This window comes from Krasilnikovia cinnamomea (assembly GCF_004217545.1).
In the GTDB taxonomy this organism is placed as follows: Bacteria; Actinomycetota; Actinomycetes; order Mycobacteriales; family Micromonosporaceae; genus Actinoplanes; species Actinoplanes cinnamomeus.
The window spans coordinates 5,499,986-5,518,126 of the sequence record NZ_SHKY01000001.1 but is presented as its reverse complement, the minus strand read 5'-3'; the positions used below and the strand labels follow the sequence as shown (position 1 = coordinate 5,518,126).

16 protein-coding genes, 1 tRNA gene and 1 pseudogene are annotated in these 18,141 nt (G+C 69.4%); 11 read left to right on the top strand and 7 right to left on the bottom strand.

Annotated features, from left to right (window positions below):
* Positions 1-182 precede the first annotated feature (182 nt).
* Genes EV385_RS25230 through EV385_RS25220 form a run of 3 tightly spaced genes read left to right on the top strand, consistent with a single transcriptional unit; the run spans position 183 to position 3,639 of the window.
* The gene (locus tag EV385_RS25230) at positions 183-389 is read left to right on the top strand and encodes a heavy-metal-associated domain-containing protein (protein ID WP_130511703.1); all 207 of its coding nucleotides are present in this window, start codon (positions 183-185) and stop codon (positions 387-389) included.
* A 2-nt stretch (positions 390-391) separates the two neighbouring features.
* Complete coding sequence (locus tag EV385_RS25225) at positions 392-1,363, top strand: hypothetical protein (RefSeq protein WP_130511702.1); 972 nt, start codon at positions 392-394, stop codon at positions 1,361-1,363.
* An 11-nt stretch (positions 1,364-1,374) separates the two neighbouring features.
* A complete protein-coding gene (locus EV385_RS25220) occupies positions 1,375-3,639 on the top strand; it encodes a heavy metal translocating P-type ATPase (RefSeq protein WP_130511701.1) in 2,265 nt (754 codons plus the stop codon).
* Between the two features lie 76 nt (positions 3,640-3,715).
* On the opposite strand, the pseudogene EV385_RS25215 reads toward EV385_RS25220, so the two are convergent.
* A pseudogene (locus EV385_RS25215) lies at positions 3,716-4,014 on the bottom strand (metal-sensitive transcriptional regulator).
* A gap of 246 nt (positions 4,015-4,260) precedes the next feature.
* On the opposite strand from EV385_RS25215, the gene EV385_RS25210 reads away from it, so the two are divergent.
* The 3 genes from EV385_RS25210 to EV385_RS25200 all read left to right on the top strand — a co-directional run bounded on the left by EV385_RS25210 (position 4,261) and on the right by EV385_RS25200 (position 6,757).
* A protein-coding gene (locus EV385_RS25210; RefSeq protein ID WP_207229922.1) for an IS5 family transposase occupies positions 4,261-5,093 on the top strand; the annotation gives its coding sequence in 2 pieces (ribosomal slippage) (positions 4,261-4,602 and positions 4,605-5,093; 831 coding nt in all).
* 64 nt (positions 5,094-5,157) lie between these two features.
* Positions 5,158-5,574: a hypothetical protein gene (locus tag EV385_RS25205; protein ID WP_130511699.1), complete on the top strand. Its 417-nt coding sequence runs from the start codon at positions 5,158-5,160 to the stop codon at positions 5,572-5,574.
* 526 nt (positions 5,575-6,100) lie between these two features.
* A complete protein-coding gene (locus EV385_RS25200) occupies positions 6,101-6,757 on the top strand; it encodes a C40 family peptidase (protein ID WP_242625067.1) in 657 nt (218 codons plus the stop codon).
* A 349-nt stretch (positions 6,758-7,106) separates the two neighbouring features.
* Here EV385_RS25200 and EV385_RS25195 read toward each other — a convergent pair whose 3' ends face one another.
* Entirely contained in the window at positions 7,107-8,114 is a 1,008-nt protein-coding gene (locus EV385_RS25195) for an IS3 family transposase (RefSeq protein WP_242625219.1), read from the bottom strand.
* Between the two features lie 14 nt (positions 8,115-8,128).
* Positions 8,129-8,560 carry a transposase gene (locus EV385_RS25190; RefSeq protein ID WP_130507934.1) on the bottom strand — a complete coding sequence of 144 codons (432 nt, stop codon included), beginning with the start codon at positions 8,558-8,560 and terminating at the stop codon, positions 8,129-8,131.
* 364 nt (positions 8,561-8,924) lie between these two features.
* Between EV385_RS25190 and EV385_RS25185 the strand changes: the two genes are divergently transcribed.
* Positions 8,925-9,731 carry a hypothetical protein gene (locus EV385_RS25185; protein ID WP_130511698.1) on the top strand — a complete coding sequence of 269 codons (807 nt, stop codon included), beginning with the start codon at positions 8,925-8,927 and terminating at the stop codon, positions 9,729-9,731.
* Positions 9,732-9,928: 197 nt separating this feature from the next.
* On the opposite strand, the gene EV385_RS34010 is transcribed toward EV385_RS25185, so the two are convergent.
* Positions 9,929-10,081 carry a hypothetical protein gene (locus EV385_RS34010; protein WP_165449577.1) on the bottom strand — a complete coding sequence of 51 codons (153 nt, stop codon included), beginning with the start codon at positions 10,079-10,081 and terminating at the stop codon, positions 9,929-9,931.
* Between the two features lie 620 nt (positions 10,082-10,701).
* Here EV385_RS34010 and EV385_RS35250 point away from each other — a divergent pair.
* On the top strand, positions 10,702-11,169 hold the full coding sequence (locus EV385_RS35250; protein WP_242625066.1) for a hypothetical protein: 468 nt from the start codon (positions 10,702-10,704) through the stop codon (positions 11,167-11,169).
* Positions 11,170-11,708: 539 nt separating this feature from the next.
* On the opposite strand, the gene EV385_RS25170 is transcribed toward EV385_RS35250, so the two are convergent.
* Positions 11,709-12,737, bottom strand: a complete 1,029-nt coding sequence (locus EV385_RS25170) for an IS110 family RNA-guided transposase (protein WP_130511696.1) — start codon at positions 12,735-12,737, stop codon at positions 11,709-11,711.
* A 130-nt stretch (positions 12,738-12,867) separates the two neighbouring features.
* The gene (locus tag EV385_RS25165) at positions 12,868-14,184 is read right to left on the bottom strand and encodes an IS256 family transposase (RefSeq protein WP_207229921.1); all 1,317 of its coding nucleotides are present in this window, start codon (positions 14,182-14,184) and stop codon (positions 12,868-12,870) included.
* 131 nt (positions 14,185-14,315) lie between these two features.
* On the opposite strand from EV385_RS25165, the gene EV385_RS25160 reads away from it, so the two are divergent.
* Both EV385_RS25160 and EV385_RS25155 read left to right on the top strand, forming a co-directional pair.
* A complete protein-coding gene (locus EV385_RS25160; RefSeq protein ID WP_242625065.1) occupies positions 14,316-14,735 on the top strand; it encodes a hypothetical protein in 420 nt (139 codons plus the stop codon).
* A 243-nt stretch (positions 14,736-14,978) separates the two neighbouring features.
* Positions 14,979-16,607 (top strand): recombinase family protein, encoded by a 1,629-nt coding sequence (locus EV385_RS25155; protein ID WP_242625064.1) that lies wholly within the window; start codon positions 14,979-14,981, stop codon positions 16,605-16,607.
* 19 nt (positions 16,608-16,626) lie between these two features.
* On the opposite strand, the gene EV385_RS25150 is transcribed toward EV385_RS25155, so the two are convergent.
* Positions 16,627-16,710: transfer RNA gene (locus EV385_RS25150), tRNA-Leu, on the bottom strand.
* Positions 16,711-16,923: 213 nt separating this feature from the next.
* Between EV385_RS25150 and EV385_RS25145 the strand changes: the two genes are divergently transcribed.
* Positions 16,924-18,135: a fibronectin type III domain-containing protein gene (locus EV385_RS25145; RefSeq protein WP_165449576.1), complete on the top strand. Its 1,212-nt coding sequence runs from the start codon at positions 16,924-16,926 to the stop codon at positions 18,133-18,135.
* The last annotated feature ends 6 nt before the right edge of the window (positions 18,136-18,141 follow it).

Sequence of the window (18,141 nt, the reverse complement as noted above, 5' to 3'; positions counted from 1 at the left end):
CGGCCATACGGTGCCCGCTGGCATGCCTGGTCGCCGACACGGCGGAATCAGACAATCCGGCTTGCGGGCCTACCGAGATTTGCGACACCCCGAGGAAGGTTGATACCCCCATGGGGTATAGGTATCGTGGTTGGCTGGGCGACACAGTCGCCCGCTCGTCATCCCGTCGAGGAAGGACCGTCATGGAGACAAAGACGTACACGGTGGCCGGCATGACCTGCTCGCACTGCGTGAACTCGGTCAGCTCCGAGATCAAGCAGATTCCCGGCGTAACCGAGGTCCAGGTCGACCTGGCCAGCGGCGCCGTCACCGTCACCAGCAACGAGCCCGTCAACGACGCCGCGGTCGCCGCCGCAGTGGACGAGGCGGGCTACGAGCTGGCGAGCTAGTCATGCGCACCCCCGTCAAGGTGGGCGGTTTCGTACTCGGACTGGCGGCCGTGTTCGCGGCCGCCCTCGGGCTCGGCCACGCGGCCGGCCCGACCCAGGTCCCCGCCGCCAACCACACCACCGCCACCGGCGCACACGACAGCAGCAACCACACCACCGGCGCCTCCGCGCCCCTGCCCGCGGGCCTGCAGGTCACCCAGGATGGCTACCGGCTCACTCCGTTGACCACCACGCTGGCCACGGGCGCCCCTCAGGTGTTCCGGTTCCAGATCACCGGACCGGACGGTAGGCCGGTGACCCGGTACACCACCAGCCACGAGAAGGATCTGCACCTGATCGTGGTACGCCGGGACCTGTCCGGCTTCCAGCACGTTCACCCCGTCCTCGCCGCTGATGGCACCTGGAGCATCCCGCTCGCCGTGCCAGCTGCCGGCCAGTACCGTGCCTTCGCCGACTTCCAACCCGCCGGCCGGGCCGAATCTCTGACGCTGGGTGTCGACGTCGCCGCACCGGGCGACTACCGGCCCGCCGTGCTGCCCGCCCCGGCGTCGACCGCGACGGTTGACGGTTACACCGTCACGCTCGACGGCACACTGACGCCGGGCACCGCGTCGAAGCTGACCCTGTCGGTCAGCAAGAACGGCCGCCCGGTCACCGACCTGCAGCCCTACCTGGGCGCCTACGGGCACCTGGTTGCGCTACGCGACGGTGACCTGGCGTATCTGCACGTGCACCCCGACGGCGCACCCGGCGACGGCCACACCGCGGCAGGGCCGCAGATCAGCTTCTACGTCGAAGTGCCGTCGGCGGGCGCCTACCGGATGTACCTGGATTTCCAGCACGCCGGGAAGGTGCGCACCGCCGAGTTCACCGCGGTCGCCGGGCCGTCCGCGTCGGCGTCGCAGCCTTCGTCGTCGCCGGGCGTGACCATGGCGCCGCCGTCGCCGAGCCACGGCGACCACACCCACGGGTAAGGAGAGCAGTCATGGCGTCTGTCGCCCAGCCGTTGCCGACGGCCCCGAACCAGATCGAGTTGTCGATCGGCGGGATGACCTGCGCCTCCTGCGCGTCGCGGATCGAGAAGAAGCTGAACCGCATGGACGGCGTGACGGCCACGGTCAACTACGCCACCGAGAAGGCCAGCGTCCGCTACGCCGATGCGGTGACCCCGCAGCAGCTGATCGACACGGTCGAGAAGACCGGCTACACCGCCGCCGTGCCGCCACCGCCACGCCCGGCCGGTGACGGCCCCGGCCAGCAGGAGCACCCGGCCGACGAGCTGCAGGCGCTGCGTACCCGGCTGTGGGTCTCGATCGTGCTCAGCGTTCCGGTGGTCGCGCTGGCCATGGTTCCGGCCTGGCAGTTCACGTATTGGCAGTGGCTGTCGCTGACCCTGGCCGCGCCGGTCGTGGTCTACGGTGGCCTGCCCTTCCACAAGGCGGCCTGGACGAACCTGCGCCACGGTGCCGCCACCATGGACACGCTCGTCTCGATGGGCACCCTCGCCGCGTTCGGCTGGTCGGTGTGGGCGCTGTTCTTCGGCACCGCCGGTACGCCGGGCATGACCCACCCGTTCGAGCTGACCATCGCCGCCACCGACGCCTCCGGCGCCATCTACCTCGAGGCCGCCGCCGGGGTCACCACCTTCATCCTGGCCGGCCGCTACTTCGAGGCGCGTTCCAAGCGTCGCGCCGGCGCAGCCCTGCGGGCCTTGCTGGAGCTGGGCTCCAAGGACGTGACCGTGCTGCGCGACGGCACCGAAAGACGCATCCCCATCGCCGAACTCGCCGTGGGTGATCAGTTCGTCGTACGCCCCGGGGAGAAGGTCGCCACGGACGGCATCGTCGAGGACGGAGTCTCCGCGGTCGACGCCAGCATGTTGACCGGTGAATCCGTGCCGGTCGAGGTACGCCCCGGCGACCCGGTCACCGGGGCCACGGTCAACGCAGGTGGCCGGCTGGTCGTCCGGGCCACCCGTATCGGCGCCGACACCCAGCTGTCGCAAATGGCCAAGCTCGTCGAGCAGGCCCAGACCGGCAAGGCCCCCGTACAGCGCCTGGCCGACCGGATCTCCGCGGTGTTCGTGCCGATCGTCATCGCGCTCGCGGTGGCGACGCTGGGCTGGTGGATCGGCACCGGCAGCGGCTGGACCGCCGCGTTCACCGCCGCCGTCGCCGTACTGATCATCGCGTGCCCGTGCGCGCTCGGCCTCGCGACACCGACCGCGCTACTCGTCGGCACCGGCCGCGGCGCCCAGCTGGGCATCCTCATCAAGGGCCCCGAGGTGCTGGAGTCCACCCGCGCCGTCGACACGGTGGTGCTGGACAAGACCGGTACCGTGACGACCGGCCACATGAGCCTGATCGAGGTAACCGCCAGCGACGGGCAGGACCGTGATCTGCTGTTGCGGCTGGCCGGTGCGGTGGAAGCCGCGTCCGAACACCCGATCGCGCGGGCGATCGCCCGCGCCGCCGCCGAAGCCGTCGGCGACCTGCCGCCGGTGTCGGGTTTCGCCAACACCGAAGGGCTCGGCGTGCGGGGCACCGTCGAGGCCCGCGACGTGTTCGTCGGGCGTCCCGTGCTGCTGCAGCAGGCCGGGCTCGCCGTGCCGACGCAGGTGAAGCAGGCGATCGCCGCGGCGCAGGCGTCCGGACAGACCGCCATCGTCGCCGGCTGGGACGGCACCGCCCGTGGCGTGCTCGCCGTCGCCGACCTCGTCAAGCCGACCAGCCGCGACGCGGTGGCAGCGCTGCGCCGTCTCGGTCTCACCCCGGTGCTGCTGACCGGCGACAACGCCACCGTGGCCCGTGCCGTGGCCGACGAGGTCGGCATCGACGAGGTCATCGCCGACGTGCTGCCCGCCGACAAGGTCGACGTCGTCAGACGGCTGCAGGCCGACGGGAAAGTGGTCGCGATGGTCGGCGACGGCGTCAACGACGCCGCCGCGCTCGCCCAGGCCGATCTGGGCCTGGCCATGGGCACCGGCACGGACGTCGCCATCGAGGCATCCGACCTCACTTTGGTCCGCGGAGACCTGATGGCCGCCGTCGACGCGATCCGCCTGTCGCGGCGCACGCTGCGGATCATCAAGAGCAACCTGTTCTGGGCCTTCGCCTACAACGTCGCGGCGCTGCCGCTGGCCGCGGCCGGAATGCTGAACCCGATGATCGCCGGAGCTGCGATGGCGTTCTCCTCGGTGTTTGTCGTCGCCAACAGCCTGCGGCTTCGCCGGTTCACGGTGGAGCGGTAGCTCCGCGGCCCACTCGGGGCGCAGATCCCCCGGGTAAGGGGCACCCGGGGCTCGGTGGCCGGGGACTTGGCCAGCCTCAGGAGCGCACCAGCCGGGCGATCGCCGCTGCGGCCTCTTTGATCTTTGGGTCCGCGTCGCCATCGACGGCGGCCTAACCACGCATTGCCGCAGATGGTCCTCCAGCAGCCCGACCGCGACGGCCTGCAGCGCCTTCGTCGCTGCGGCAATCTGCGTGAGCACGTCGATACAGTACGTGTCGTCGTCGACCATGCGCTGCAGCGCGCGGATCTGTCCCTCCACCCGCCGCAGCCGCGACAGCAGCGCCTGCTTGTCTGGGGAGTACCTGTGAGGCCCGGCCGGTCCATTCTCCTCCACACCCGCTAAGTTGCCCCTTACCCGTACCTTCCCGTCGTCGTCCGACCGACGCCGCGGCCCGGCACGAGATCCAGGGGCCGCAAGTCGTGGAACACCGCCCCGGTGGGCGCCACGGTGAATGACCGACCCCACTGCTGTGACGATCTGTCAGATCGCCCTCACCATGCGTAGAACTAACCTTTGGTGAAACATAAGACCGCATCTCGTTTGGGGTTGTTGTAGCGCAGGGTCGTTCGTTGTACGGGTGTGGGTGATGTTGAGAAGTACTGCCCGGACTCGTTGTGGCACGTCGCGCAGCCGCTGCTGCCCGAGCATCCGAAAAGGCATCAGGGCGGAGGGCGGCGGCGGATCAGCGACCGGATCGCGCTCGCGGCGATCCTGTACGTCCTCGATTCCGGTTGCGCGTGGAACGAGTTGCCGGAGTCGTTTCCGATCTCGTCGGCCAGCGCGCATCGCCGGTTCAGCGAGTGGGTCGAGCAAGGGGTGATGGCGGCGCTGCATCAGGCGACGCTCGACGTGCTCGGCGCCGCCGGGCAGATCGACTGGTCCCGGGCCAGTATCGATGGCATGCACGTACGCGCGGTCAAAGGGGGGATCTGACCGGGCCGAGTCCGGTAGACCGCGGTAAGCCCGGCTCCAAGATTCACGCGATCGGTGATCGGGGCGGGCTGCCGCTGTATGCCGACATCTCGGCTGCCAATATCAACGATCACAAGGTCCTGGAGGAGGTGGTCGACGGCGTCGCCCCGGTACGGCGGCCGGTCGGCCGTCCGCGGAAACGGCCGGTGAAGTTGCACGGCGACAAGGGCTACGACTACCGCGCGAGTCGTCAGGCCCTGGCCCGGCGCGGGATCAAGGCGCGTATCGCCCGCAAGGGTATCGAGTCCTCGACCCGGCTCGGCCGGTACCGCTACGTGATCGAGCGCTGCCTGGAGTGGGTGAGCCGGTTCCGGCGGCTGGTCCGCCGCTACGACCGCAAGGCTTCCCACTTCCGCGGATTCCTGCGCCTGGCATGCGCTGTCATCTGCTACCGCCGCGCCGTCAAGCTCAACCTGTTGCCGGTCAACAACCCCAAATGAGATGCGGTCTAAGTCTGGCGGTCTCCGCTCGCAGCCTCCAGACGGGGCCGCTACGGATTGCCGCGTGAAGTCGGCCGGGACAGTCAGCGGGCACCTCGCCCGGCTGCTGTTGCTGGCCTGCACCGTGCTGGGCGTCGCCGCGCTGCACACCATCGGCCACGCGGGCCTCGGCGACTTGGACCGTCATCACCCCGCCGCCGCGAGCGTCGTCGTCGAGGGCCTCGGTGGTTGCGACGGCGATGGCTGCCTGCACCACGCCGCCGGATCCGGCGGGGCCGCCGACACGTCCCGCTGGTGGGAGGTGTGCGTGGCGATCCTGGGTGCCCTGGCCGCCTGTGTGCTCGCCGCGCGCCAGTGGTCACGCGCCCGCGGCGCCGCCGTCGAGGTGTCCGTACCGGCCCGGCGGCGACCACCGCCTCACAGAGTCCGGGGCCCCACGGCGGGTCTGATCCTGGCCACCGCGGCGGTTCTGCGCACGTAGGACACCTCCGACGAGACGGATCCCCATGTCGTCTGGGCCCCCGTGCCCGCATCGGAACCGCCCTGTGCGCCGCTTGGCACACACCATCGTCCGATGTTCCGCAGCCGGCCGCCTAACCGCCATAAGCCACCATGCGATCGGTGGTGAAGACGGTCCCGCTGTGGAGCACAGCGAAAGGACCCCGTTTCCGTGTCACACCGCACCCGTACCTCCGCGGCTCGGCTGCGTTCCTGGACCACCGCGGCGCTCGCCGCGCTCCTGAGCATCGGCGCGGCAACCCCGGCACACGCCGAGCCGTCGCCGCAGCAAAATCGAGAAGCAGATCGACACTGCCTGGAACCAGCTCGAACCGGTCATCGAGCAGTACAACAAGATCCACGCGCAGCTACGGGACAACCAGGTCAAGCAGAAGCAACTGGCGACCAAGCTGCAACCGCTGCAGCTGCAGGTCGACCTGGCGCTGTCCGAGGTGGGTGGGCTCGCCAGCCGCGCCTACATGCAAGGTGGCAGGCCAGCGCTGGACAGCATGCTGATCAGCGGCAGTTCCGAGGACCTGACCGACAAGCTCACGTACCTGGACTTCATGGCCCGCTCCCAGCGCGCCCAGGTCAGCGACGTCATCGCCGTGCGCGACAAGTACGCGGCCAGCAAGCGAGAGCTCGACACGCTCACCAAGACACTCGCGGCCCGCGACGCCGACCTGGCCGCGAAGAAGAAGAGCATTCAGAAGAAGGTCGACGATCTGCAAAAACTGCGGATCAGGGCGTACGGAGCTGGCGGTGGCGCCACCGGGTCGATGCGCACCGGGCCGTGCCCTGCGGAGTACACCAACGACCCGGGAGGTAAGGCCGCCGCCAAGGCGTGCAGCCTGATCGGCAAGCCCTACATCTGGGCCGCCGCGGGTCCAAGAGGCTACGACTGCTCCGGGATGACCTTGGCCGCGTGGGCGGCCGCCGGGGTAAGCCTGCGCCACTACACGAAATGGCAGTGGGCCGACAACAAACCGGTCAGCCGAGGCGAGCTGAAACCCGGTGACCTCGTGTTCTGGTACAGCGACCTGCACCACATGGGCATGTACGTCGGCAACGACACCGTCGTGCACGCCACCCACACCGGCGACTACGTCCGGATGGCCAAGATGGACGACGTCGGACCCATCGCCGGCTTCCGCCGTCCTTCCTGACAGCCTGCGGACGGCCGGGGCCGCTATGCAGCCCAGGCCGGCCCGATGGTGACACGTTGGGCCGGCCGTGCGCTCAGCGAGGCAAGCCGGTGCCAGCCGGGTCCGTCAGGTCGACGTGGGTGGGACGCCTTGATGATCCTTTGTCTAGTCGGACGTTGGGGACGCGGTCGGTGTTGGCTGAGGTTCACGACCAGGACTACACCTGCGGCGGTCATCGTGGCTGGCAGCATCGAGGGCGGGTGTGTCCCCCGTTGTGCCGCCGCCGTACGGTCCTGGCTCTGGTTGGGGCGGTAGGCGCCGCCGCGAACCGGAACCTGTCAAGTCAACTGAGACAGTTTCTTGATCTTCTTTAGCTTTGTGCTGTTGGAAGGGTGGTCACAGCCGCGACGGCGACTTGTCCGAGGTCGCTGTTGTCGGGTTTGTTGATCCATGCCCGGTGAGCGAGGCGGGGTGGCTGCGGACGGCGGCGCCCGAACCGTTCGGGGTGCGCGGCCCAGGCGGCGTCGAGGGTCCGTTGCCGCTGTTCACGGATCTGTCCGGCGGTGCCGTGATGGACCGAGGCCGGAGTATGCAGGCCGATCCCGGAGTGCCGGTGCTCGTGGTTGTAGTACGTGTAGAACGCCTCGCAGTGCTGCCGGGCGTGCTGGATCGACCCGAACCGGTCCGGGAAGCTCGGGTCGTACTTCAACGTCTTGAAGCTCGCCTCGATGTAGGGATTGTCGTTCGAGGTTTTCGGCCGGCTGTGACTACGGCCGATCTTCAGATCGGTCAGCAGCTGGGTGACGGTCTTGCTGGTCATCGCCGCGCCGCGGTCGGCATGCACGGTCAACTGATCGGGATCGACGCGTTCACGGGCGGCGGCGTCGGCGATCAGCGCTTCGGCGAGCTGCCCGTCCTCGTGCGCGGCGACCAGGTGCCCGACGACGTACCTCGACCAGATGTCGATCACCGTGTAGAGGTGGAACCAGACGCCCTTGACCGGCCCGCGCAGCTTCGTGATGTCCCAGGACCAGACCTGGTTCGCCGCGTCGGCCACGAGTTCGGGCTTGGTCCGGGCCGGATGCGTGGCCTGGCTGCGGCGTTCACCGTTTTGACCGGCGGCCCGCAGAATCCGGTACATCGTGGACTCCGAGCACCACCAGCGGCCCTCGTCGAGCTCGCGGGCCCATACCTGCGCCGGCGCCAGGTCGGCGTACTCGGGCCGGTTCAGCAACTGCAGGACCTGCTCACGTTCGGCCTGCGACAGCGCCGAGGGCGGCGGCTCACGCGGAGTCCGCGGCTTCGGCGGCGCGGGCGGGTTGCGGTGCCGGTAGAGCGTCGCGCGGGATACGCCGGTCAGTCGGCACGCCCCGGCGATGCCCCACGCCGGGGTCAGCGCCTGGAGCGCCTCGGTGAGGACGGGTTCGACATCGGCGCGGCATCCGCGCTCTCGGAGAGCAGTTCCAAGAGCGCGTGCGCTTTTCCCATGATCGCCAGCGCGGTCTCGGTCTTGGCCAGCTTGGCCTGCAAGCGGGCGTTCTCCCGCTGCAGGCGGGCAAGTTCAGCGTTTTCGGCCTTCTTCGCTGCCCGCGCGGCCGCTTGACGGCGGTCGGTCAGGCCGGCCGCGGCTCCGGCGTCTCGGGCCTTGCGCCAGTCGAGAATGTGTGACCCATACAGTCGTTCCCGGCGCAGGATCGCCCCGCGAGCCGCCGCATCCGGCGCCGACTCGTACTCGTCCAGGATCCGCGCCTTGAACTCCGCGGTGAATGTCCGCCGCTGGGGCCGGGCGTCCAGATCCGGGCTCTCATGGGGCTTCGAAGTCATGCTGGTGTGTTCTCCTCAGGGCCGTCCAGGAAGAGTATTCCCTGGTAGACGGGCTGTCTCACATCAGCGTGACAGGGAGGGAACCGCTACCTGGGTCAGTGGCTCGTCACGTCCCCGGCTGGCACGGTACCTACGCCGCTGCCCCTGCCGCCGATCACAGCCGCATGCATGATCACTATGATGATCACCTGGGCGCTTCCCGGACTCGCCCTGCCACGGCTCCGCTATGTCCACGACCGGGCGCCGGCCGTTCGGGTGAGCTAGGGCATCGTTTCGTGTCCGACCACGGTTCAGCGCGGGATACCTCCGGCCGACGGTAAGAGCAGCCCGGCAGCACCTGCCCTGTTTCGACCGAGGAGAGCTGTTGACCACGTCCCCGCTTCTGCGCGCTGACGCCCCGTCCGGTCAGATGGGACCGCCGCACGAACATTCCGCCGGGCCCGCACCGACCCGGCCCGCGTTGCTGGGCTCGTACACCGGCTATGTCGGGTACTTCGTCGGCGCAGGGCTGATCAGTGGAGCCGTGGTGCACTACCCGCTCGACCCGGCCCGCTACGGCGCCATCGGCGCCGCCGGCGTTGCGGTGTTCCTCACCGCCACGGTCCTCAACGAGTTCATCCTGCCCCGCTCCCGGCCCGGCGCCATCACGCTGCTGCGGGTGGTAGGAGCCTCGCTGCTGCTGTCGCTGGGCATCGGCATGGTCAGCGGTGGCCTACAGCACTTCGCCGACGTGCCGACCCGCAGCGCAGTACTCGTCCCCGCCGGCCTGCTCCTCTCCTTTACCGCCTACGTGCTCCGCCACGCGACACAACGGTGGAAGGCGATCGTCGGACCGATCGGCCTAACCGTGTTGACCGTCTCCGTGCTGACCTTCACCGGCCTCAGCTACCTCGCCAAGCACAGCACCCCCACAGGTCACAGCCATGGCGCCGAACACGGCGGCCCGGCCGGTCCGGAAGAGGCGAGCGACGGGCATCACACCGAGGGCGGTGTAGAACACGCGCAGCCGCCCGCCACCTCGGGTTCGCAGCCCCCCGCGCCAACCGGCGCGCAGGCCAGCGCCGCGCCCGCGCCAACTCGGAGTAGCCGACAGGCGCCCAGCACCCACAAAGCCGGCAGCGACCACCACGCCGACGACGACCACCATCACGCCGACGACGACCACCACTGACATCCCTTCCACGTTCCTGTGCTCGCGGGCAGTGGCCCGCGCGTCCTGACGGAGCGCCGCGCGCTGGTGTGGTTGGCGACGGGGACACGCTCTTACCGAACGCATTTGGGCGACTCGTCGGGAAGCAGGCGGGCGTCCGATGCAGGCCCGTCAGAACGTCGCGGACCATGTCGTAGCCTGACCTCTGTGAGGCAGCGTCAGCAGTCCGGCACCCGCATGCGGGTCCTGCGCTGCCAGCTGGCCTTGGTGGCGCTTGTAGTGCGGGTGTACTGCAGGGTGCTCACTGCCTGACCCTTGCCACGACGGGCCCGGACCGATCCGTCGCAACCGGCCATCAGCTGCACAGCCATGAGCATGTCGCCCCGACGATCAAGGTTCGCCGGACACCGGATTCGACATCTGTCATGGGCAACCGGCTCCTACCACAGCGGCGACCGTCACCACGGCCGGCCTGGATCCGCCGACGGGACTGCGAACCTTGCCGGTCGCCGTGCCTCCAGCAGCACACACGCCGCGAACACCGAGCGCACCGGCATTGACGGAGATCTGCGTCAGTCGTACGTGAGACCCCACCGTGTCGCGGCACCGTATCCGCCGCGACCGAGCCCTTCCGCGGTGTGTCCTGGGCTGCCGTTCAAGGCGGCCTCCTCACGGCCATGGTCCTGCGCCACCGCAGCTCTGCGCGGAGCACTCCCGGTCCGGCAGATCCGGGTCACTTCACCACCCACCGGGCTGCGTGGCCTGCGACCCGCCACCGCCACCATCGGCGGCAACCCGGTGCGGGTCGACGTACACAGCGACGCTCCCGAGGCGGCCGAGACGGATCCTGACGCGGCACGGCAGTGACGTCATGAGATCTATGACGCACCGGGTCGCTTCGCGCATCTGGCCGTGGCATGCCGATTCGTCACCGGCCTGTGCACGCTCCTCTGACCACGGTTACCCACTTCACCGAGTCAAAGGACCGACCATGAACGACGTCATCACGTTCAGCTTCACGGTGACCGGCATGCATTGCGGCAGCTGCGGCCTGCTGTTTGACGAGGCGCTCGAAGAAGTCCGCGGGTGCATCGCGCGCAGACCTCGGTTCGGGCCGGCCGCACTGTCGTCGACGCCGATCCTGCCATCGCCGATCCCGACACCTTGCTCGCGGTCATCAACGCCACCGGCTATACCGCGACCCTTGACCCCAACTGACCGTACCCGCCGTACCGCGACAAGGACCCCGATGAGCCAGGACACCCACCACCACACCGCCGCTCACCGGACAACGCCCCGGGAACGTCGGATCACCCTGCTGCTCCTGATTCCCGCCGTGCTGGCCATCGCGATCGGCATGCTGTTGCTCTGGCCGCACGACATCCCCCAAGCAGCCGAGGTCGTCGACGGACCGATCGAGGTCAGCGGCGAAGGCGCACGGCACTCACCACCATCGTGAGATTTCACCCCAAATGGTGTCCGAGGGGAGATCGATACCGAACCCCACGTGCCGACGCCGACATCATCTTTGTTTGATCATCCGTGCCGGCCGGGGGTCACAACGCCCTATGTGGGACTGTCATTCCTGAAGGAGCGGGGACGTGTCAACCCTTTCTTGGTCGGGCTGCTGCGACTGTTTTGTGTCGATTTCCGGCTCGGTGCTGGCATACGCCGGTAAGGGGTCGGGGTCAAGACTCGACCGGAGCTCGACCGCGTCAGCATTTGGTCTTGACGCCGATCCCGTGCGGCGCAGGATCGGTGCGCCGGGAGACTCGCGCTGGTGAAGTTGTGGGGTGGCCGTGTTCTTCACCGTCCGTGATGTGGACGAACTGGCAGCCCGGGGGTCCGGTGCCGGTCATTCCTTCGCCACGCGGGGAGCCCTCGGTGGCATGAAGTGAAACGGCCGCGGCCAGGCGGGGTCAATCAAGTCACTCGACCACGCCAGCGGGGGTCAGACAGACCACGACCTCGCGCCTGGCCGCGCCGGGACCGCGGTGTTCATGCCGCGCGGTGGTGGGTCAGGCAGCGGATGTGTCCGTCGCGGAGGCCGTAGAAGACCAGGGTGAGTAGTTCGCGGGCGGCAGCGACCTTTGCGATGTTGTTGCCTCGCCGGGCGGCGAGGCGAGTCTTGGTGGCTGCCAGGGGCCCGTGGTGGACGCGTTGGACGGCCTCGACCGCGGCCCACCGGACGAGGCTGTTGCCTTGCTTGGTGATACGTCCGCGGTGGACTTTCGTGTCCGACTCGCGGTGCCGGGGTGTCATGCCGGCCCAGGAGCACAGCTGCTGCGGGCGGTCGAAGCGGGTGACGTCACCGATCTCGGCGACGAACACCGCGCCCAAAACGGGACCCACACCGGGCAACGCTTGGATTGCCCGGAACCCCGCGTGGTCGGTCAACTCAGCGCTGATCCGCCTACCGACCAGGTCGATCTCGAAGGTGTACGCGTCGATCAGCCGCAGCAGGGACAGCACCCGTGCCTGGAACGGTGGATCAAGCCGCAGCTCGTCGAGCTGGCGGTGGCCGGCAGCGCCGAACATGTCCGACGGTGCCAGGGTGACGCCCTGCCGGGCGAGTACGGCGTGGACCTGTGCCTTGAGCCCGGCACGCAGCGCGACGAGCTTGGCCCGGTGCCGGACAGGCTCCCGCAGTGCCCGCACCTGCGGCGGGGCGATCCACGCCTGCGGTAAGCGACCCATCCGCAGCAGGTCGGCGAGATCCGCGGCGTCACGCTCGTCGTTCTTCACCCGCCGATAGGCGAAGCCTTTCACCCCCAGCGGGTGAGCCAGGTGCACCGTGGCGCCGGCGTCGGCGAGGACGTCCGCGGCCCAGTACCAGCCATAGGTGGCCTCCAACACCACCTCAGGGGCCTCCCCCCACGAGTCGACCTGGGCGGCGAACTCGACCGGGTCGCTAGCGATACGCACCACCGACCCGATCCGCTCGCCATCCGGAGTCATCCGCACGATCACGCTGCGCCGCCGGTGCAGATCTATCCCTACAAACTGGCGGCCGTCGTACTCTGCCACTGGGGCCTCCTTCGTCGTGATACGTCGTGACAACCCCCAGGAAACCCCTGACCAGGGTGACTGTCACGAGGAGCGGAGGCCCCGCTCCTTCATCGCATCAAGATCTTGGTGTAACTGGGTGGGTTGGGGCCTACTTGGTTGCGGTGCGAAGGCGTCCTTCGAAGGTGATCTCGAAGGCGTTCAGGGCGGCTTTCCAGCGCATGGCCCATCGTCGGCGTCCGGTGCCGGTGGGGTCCAGGGCCATGACCGCGAAATAGACACATTGAAGCGCGGCGGTCTCGTTCGGGAAGTGCCCGCGGGCGCGTACGGCGCGGCGGATGCGGGCGTTCACGCTTTCGATCGCGTTCGTGCTGCACACGATCTTGCGGATCTCCGGGTCGAAGCCCAGGAACGGGACGAACTCCGCCCACGCCTGTTCCCAGAGCCGGACGATGGCCGGGTACTTGCCGCCCCAGGTCTCGGCGAACTCCAGGAACCGCTCGGTGGCGGCGGCCTCGGTGGGTGCGGTGTAGACCGGCCGCAGTGCCTTGGCGATGGCATCCCAGTGCTGCCGGGCAGCGTAGCGGAAGCTGGCCCGCAGCAGGTGCACGATGCAGGTCTGAGTCACCGCCCGCGGCCAGGCTTGCCCGATCGCCTCGGGCAGGCCCTTGAGCCCGTCACAGACCACCATGCACACGTCCTCGACCCCGCGGTTACGCAGTTCGGTGAGCACCTGCAGCCAGAACTTGGCGCCCTCGCCGCCGTCACCGGCCCACAGGCCCAGGATGTCGCGGCAGCCCTCGACGGTGACGGCCAGGGCCAGGTAGATCGGCCGGTTCGCGACCTTCCCATCGCGGATCTTCACGTGGATGGCATCCAGGAAGATCACCGGGTAGACCGGGTCCAGGGGCCGGTTCTGCCACTCGGCCATCCCTTCCATCACCTTGTCGGTGATGGTGGAGATGGTCTGCCGTGACACCTGCGCGCCGTACACCTCGGCCAAATGGGCGGCGATCTCCCCGGTGGTCAGGCCCTTGGCCGACAGCGACAGCACCAGGTCCTCCACGCCGGAGAGCCGGCGCTGGTGCTTACGCACGATGGTCGGCTCGAACGAGCCAGCCCGATCACGAGGCACGGCGATCTCGACCGGGCCGACATCGGTGAGCACCGTCTTGGCCCGGGCGCCGTCACGGCTATTGCCGCTGCCCGCCCCGGCCCGGTCGTGCTTGTCGTAGCCCAGATGGTCGGTGATCTCACCGTCCAGGGCCGACTCCAGCACCACCTTCGTCAGCTGCTGCAGTAGCCCACCCTCACCGGATAGCTGCAGGCCCTGCTCACGGGCCTGGGCCACCAGCTGACGTACCAGCGCCGGGTCCACACCCGGTGCCGCCGCCTTACGGGTCCGCTTGCTCGTCGTCTCGTCTGCCGGCACCGCGGCAGTATCCGCCGCGTCCGTCGTAACCGTCATCAGGGGTGCCTCCTTGATCAGGAGTTACACCAATCTATTTACAGTCCCTATCCCGGCTGCCCGCCCGGGAGAAGGACGCTATCCTGGCTGACCTGATCACCGGAGCCGAGACTCACCTGCGCAGCCAACTGTTGCGCCGCTACCGCAATGCACATCCCCCGAAGGCGTCCACCACGACGACCCCACGTACTGCCGGGGACCTGCTCGCCGCTGCCACGGAGCTGCGCGCCGAACGGGAGCGTCGCGACGCCGAACAGCGGGCCCGCGAGCGCGCCCGCCAGGAACGGTCCGCGGCAGCCGCCCGACAGCGACACCTCGACACTCTCGCGGTCGATCAACCCGCCGTGTGGCAGCGGGTCGACAAGCTCATCGCCACGAACAAGCCCCGCGATTACGACACGGCCGTCCAACTCCTCGTCGACCTACGCGAGCTCAGCGAACGCGACGGCAACACCACCCCGTTCCGGCAACGGCTAACAGAGCTACGGACGACGCACGCCCGCAAACCCAGCCTTCTCAAACGCCTCGACCTGGCCGACCTCGATGCCTGAACGCGTCCGGCCGTCCAGACAACACGCCCAGACCAACCTGCACGGCGCGCTGCAACCCGACAGGCCAGACCGGTCACATCCTTGATCGGGCACTCATTGCCTGACCGTCCGGAACTTCGACCTCGAGGGCAGCCCGGTCGTCGGCATTCGTGACCTCCACTCCGACGAACGGCGCGGCGGCGGTGAACTGGGGCCGGCCGCGCGCCGACACCGGACGGATCGTCCCGCCCCCCGCCCCCGGCGGTGGCGGCTCGTTCAGGTGGTACCGAATCGCGCGCGTCACCGGGGGCCGATCTCGCGGTCCATGTTAATGAGGCAACCGGAACGGTGGAGGTGGCTGACGTGGACGCGGTGCTCGATCTACCTGACGGCGATGTCCTGGGCTTGTGGGCCGCCACCCGGACGCAGCGTGTCCGCCACCACGGCAGGATGGTCGAATCCAGGTTGCGGTTCGCGTTCTACGGCCGCGTCTCTACCAAGGAGTATCAGGATCCGGTTTCGTCGCGGCGCTGGCAGATCGACTTCGCCGCCGAACTGGTGGCCGGGCACGGCCGGATCGTGGCCGAGTACTTCGACGTCGGCTACTCCCGCGAAGTCGCCTGGACCGATCGACCCGCAGCCGCCCGGCTCCTGGCCGCGATCACCGACTCGGACCGCGGATTTGATGCGATCGTGGTCGGCGAGTACGCGCGGGCGTTCCATGGCAGCCAAGCCATCCACCTCGCGCCGCTGCTCCACCGGCACGGCGTGCAAATGTGGCTGCCGGAGGTCGACGGACCCGTCGACCTGACCAATCCGACGCACCAGGCGCTGCTCATGTTGCTGGGCGCGCACTCCAAGCAGGAGGTCCAGCGGGCCAGGTTCCGCACCACCGCGGCCATGCAGGCCCAAGCTCGCGAGCAGGGCCGTCACCTGGGCGGGCGGCCACCCTACGGATACCGCGTGGTCGACGCCGGGCCACACCCCAACTCCGCACACGCGGCCTGGGGCCGGCGCTTGCACCGATTGACACCGGACCCGCAGACCGCCCCGTGGGTGGCGTGGATCTTCACACAGCGACTGGAGGGACACAGCATCGCGAGGATCGCCCGGATGCTCAACGAGACCGGTGTGCCGTGCCCGTCCGCGGTCGACCGCACCCGCAACCCGCACCGCCCCGGCGAGGCCTGGCAACTGCGTACCGTGGCCGCGATCCTGGCCAACCCGCGCTACACCGGTCGTCAGGTCTGGAACCGGCAGCACACCCCCCTGCGACGCACCGACGACGTGGTGCCCGGCGTGACCGGGTTACGGAAGCTGACCCCGTCACCGCGGTGGGCGATCTCCGACAAGCCGGCCCACGAGGCACTGGTCAGCGAATCCGACTTCGTCGCCGCCCAGGCCGTCAGCGCCAGGCGCCGGCCGACCGACGGCGCCCGCCGCACGTATCTGCTGGTGGGACTGCTGCGCTGCGGAAGCTGTGGGCGCAGCATGGAATCCCAGCTCAGTCACGGACACGCGGCCTACCGCTGCCGCCACGGCCACACCAGCGCCCACCCCGTCGGCATACGCCTGGCACCGAACCTCTACCTGCGCGAAGACGTCATCCTCGCCCGCGCCCTGGCCCGACTGCACACCATCACCAGCCGCGACACCACCATCCTCGAGGAGATCGCCAGGCTCCGGCAGGACCCGAACGCAGTCGGGATGGTCACCTTCCTGCGAGCGCACAACCTCACGATCGAGTGCCGCACCACGAGCGTCTCACTCGAACCCGACCACGAGAATCCGATCATCACCCGCTCGGCCAGCGACTCCCCCGAGCGGCGAGTAAGGATCCCTCGGCAGCGTGTTCAGCAGCAGAAAGAGAAGCGAGGCATCCTCAACGACTGATGCCTCGCGGGGATTTGCGTGTCCGAGGGGGGACTTGAACCCCCACGCCCGTTAAGGGCACTAGCACCTCAAGCTAGCGCGTCTGCCATTCCGCCACCCGGACCTGCTGTTGCGAGCCTAGCCGTTCCCGACCTGCGGTTTAACACCGTAGATCGGCAGCCCGGCGGGCCGCACAGCAAAGCACTCTACACGCCCCCAAGCGCACCATGCACCGAGGCCCACCGACCCGCCCGTCTAGCGGATCTTTCGGTCATTTCGCCCAGATCACAGCCGACTGGCCTGGCGCGGGGACACCACACCGGGCAGCATGACGAGCGTGTCCCAGCCCTCCGCCCTGACCGCCGCGCGGCAGCACGCCCAGGCCCTCGCCGGCTCCGGCGATCTCGCCGGTGCCCGGGCCGTGCTGGAGCGCGCCGCCGAGATGGGGCGGGCGGGTCTCGGCGAGGACGACCCGGACGTCCTCGCCACCGCGCACCAACTGGCTGGCGTACACCAACAGGCGGACGACCCGGCGGCGGCTCGACGGGTGCTGGAGGAGGCGTACGCGGCCGGGCAGTGGCGCCTCGGCGACGCCGATCCACTCATGCTGGCGATCTCCTTCGACCTGGGCGTGGTCGCGGCGGAACTGGGCAACCGGCACGAAGCGCGGCGGGCGTTCTCCCGGGTGGCCGAGCATGGACCGGCGGTGCTCGGCGCGGAGCACTGGACCGTCGCGCAGGCTCGGGCCTTCCTGGGCGAGGAGTCGCCAACCGCGCAGCCGGCCGGGGCCGACGGAATGCCCGCCGCGCCTCGCGACACCGCCGGTGGGGACGCGCTCAGCGAGCCCACGGTGATCGTCCCGACCGTCGGCTCCCGCCCGGCGCCGAGCGCCCCGACCGACACGGGGCTCCCGCCCGCGGGCCAGCACCGTCCCGTCGCGTACCCGGATGCCCCACCTGCGGCGCGACCCGCCTTCGGGCCCGCACCGACGCCCGCCCCAACCCCCGCGCGACCGGGCCCCGGGCCGGCGCCGTCGTCCGCCCCACCCCTCACACCACCGCCCCCCGGCCCGGTGCCGACCGGCGCGGCCGTCCCGGCGACGGGCGGTTCCACGTACGGTCGCCGAGGGCCCGCACTGTTCGCCGCGATCGCGGCCGTGCTGGCCGCGGTCATCGCCGTGGTCGCGCTGGTGGTGGTCTTGGCCCGCGGCAACGACCGCCCACGCCAGCCGGACCAGCCGAGTCTCGAGGGCGCACCGCCCACGGATGTGCGGCTGCGCGATTCAGGCACCTCGATCGAGGTGTCCTGGACCGATCCGGCCAGTGGGATGACCTCGTTCGTGGTATCCGTCGGGCATCCGGGCGAGGTGCTCAAGCCGATGGGACACCCCGGGCCGGGCGAGACGTCGTTCGATCTGAAAGGGCTGAACCCGGAGCTGGACTACTGCGTCGCGGTGGTCGCGGTATACAGCACGACGAAGTTCGCCAGCTCTCCGCCGACCTGCACCAGCCGGTCCGGCGGCGGCGCGCAGCCGTCCGCGACACAGTAGATGATC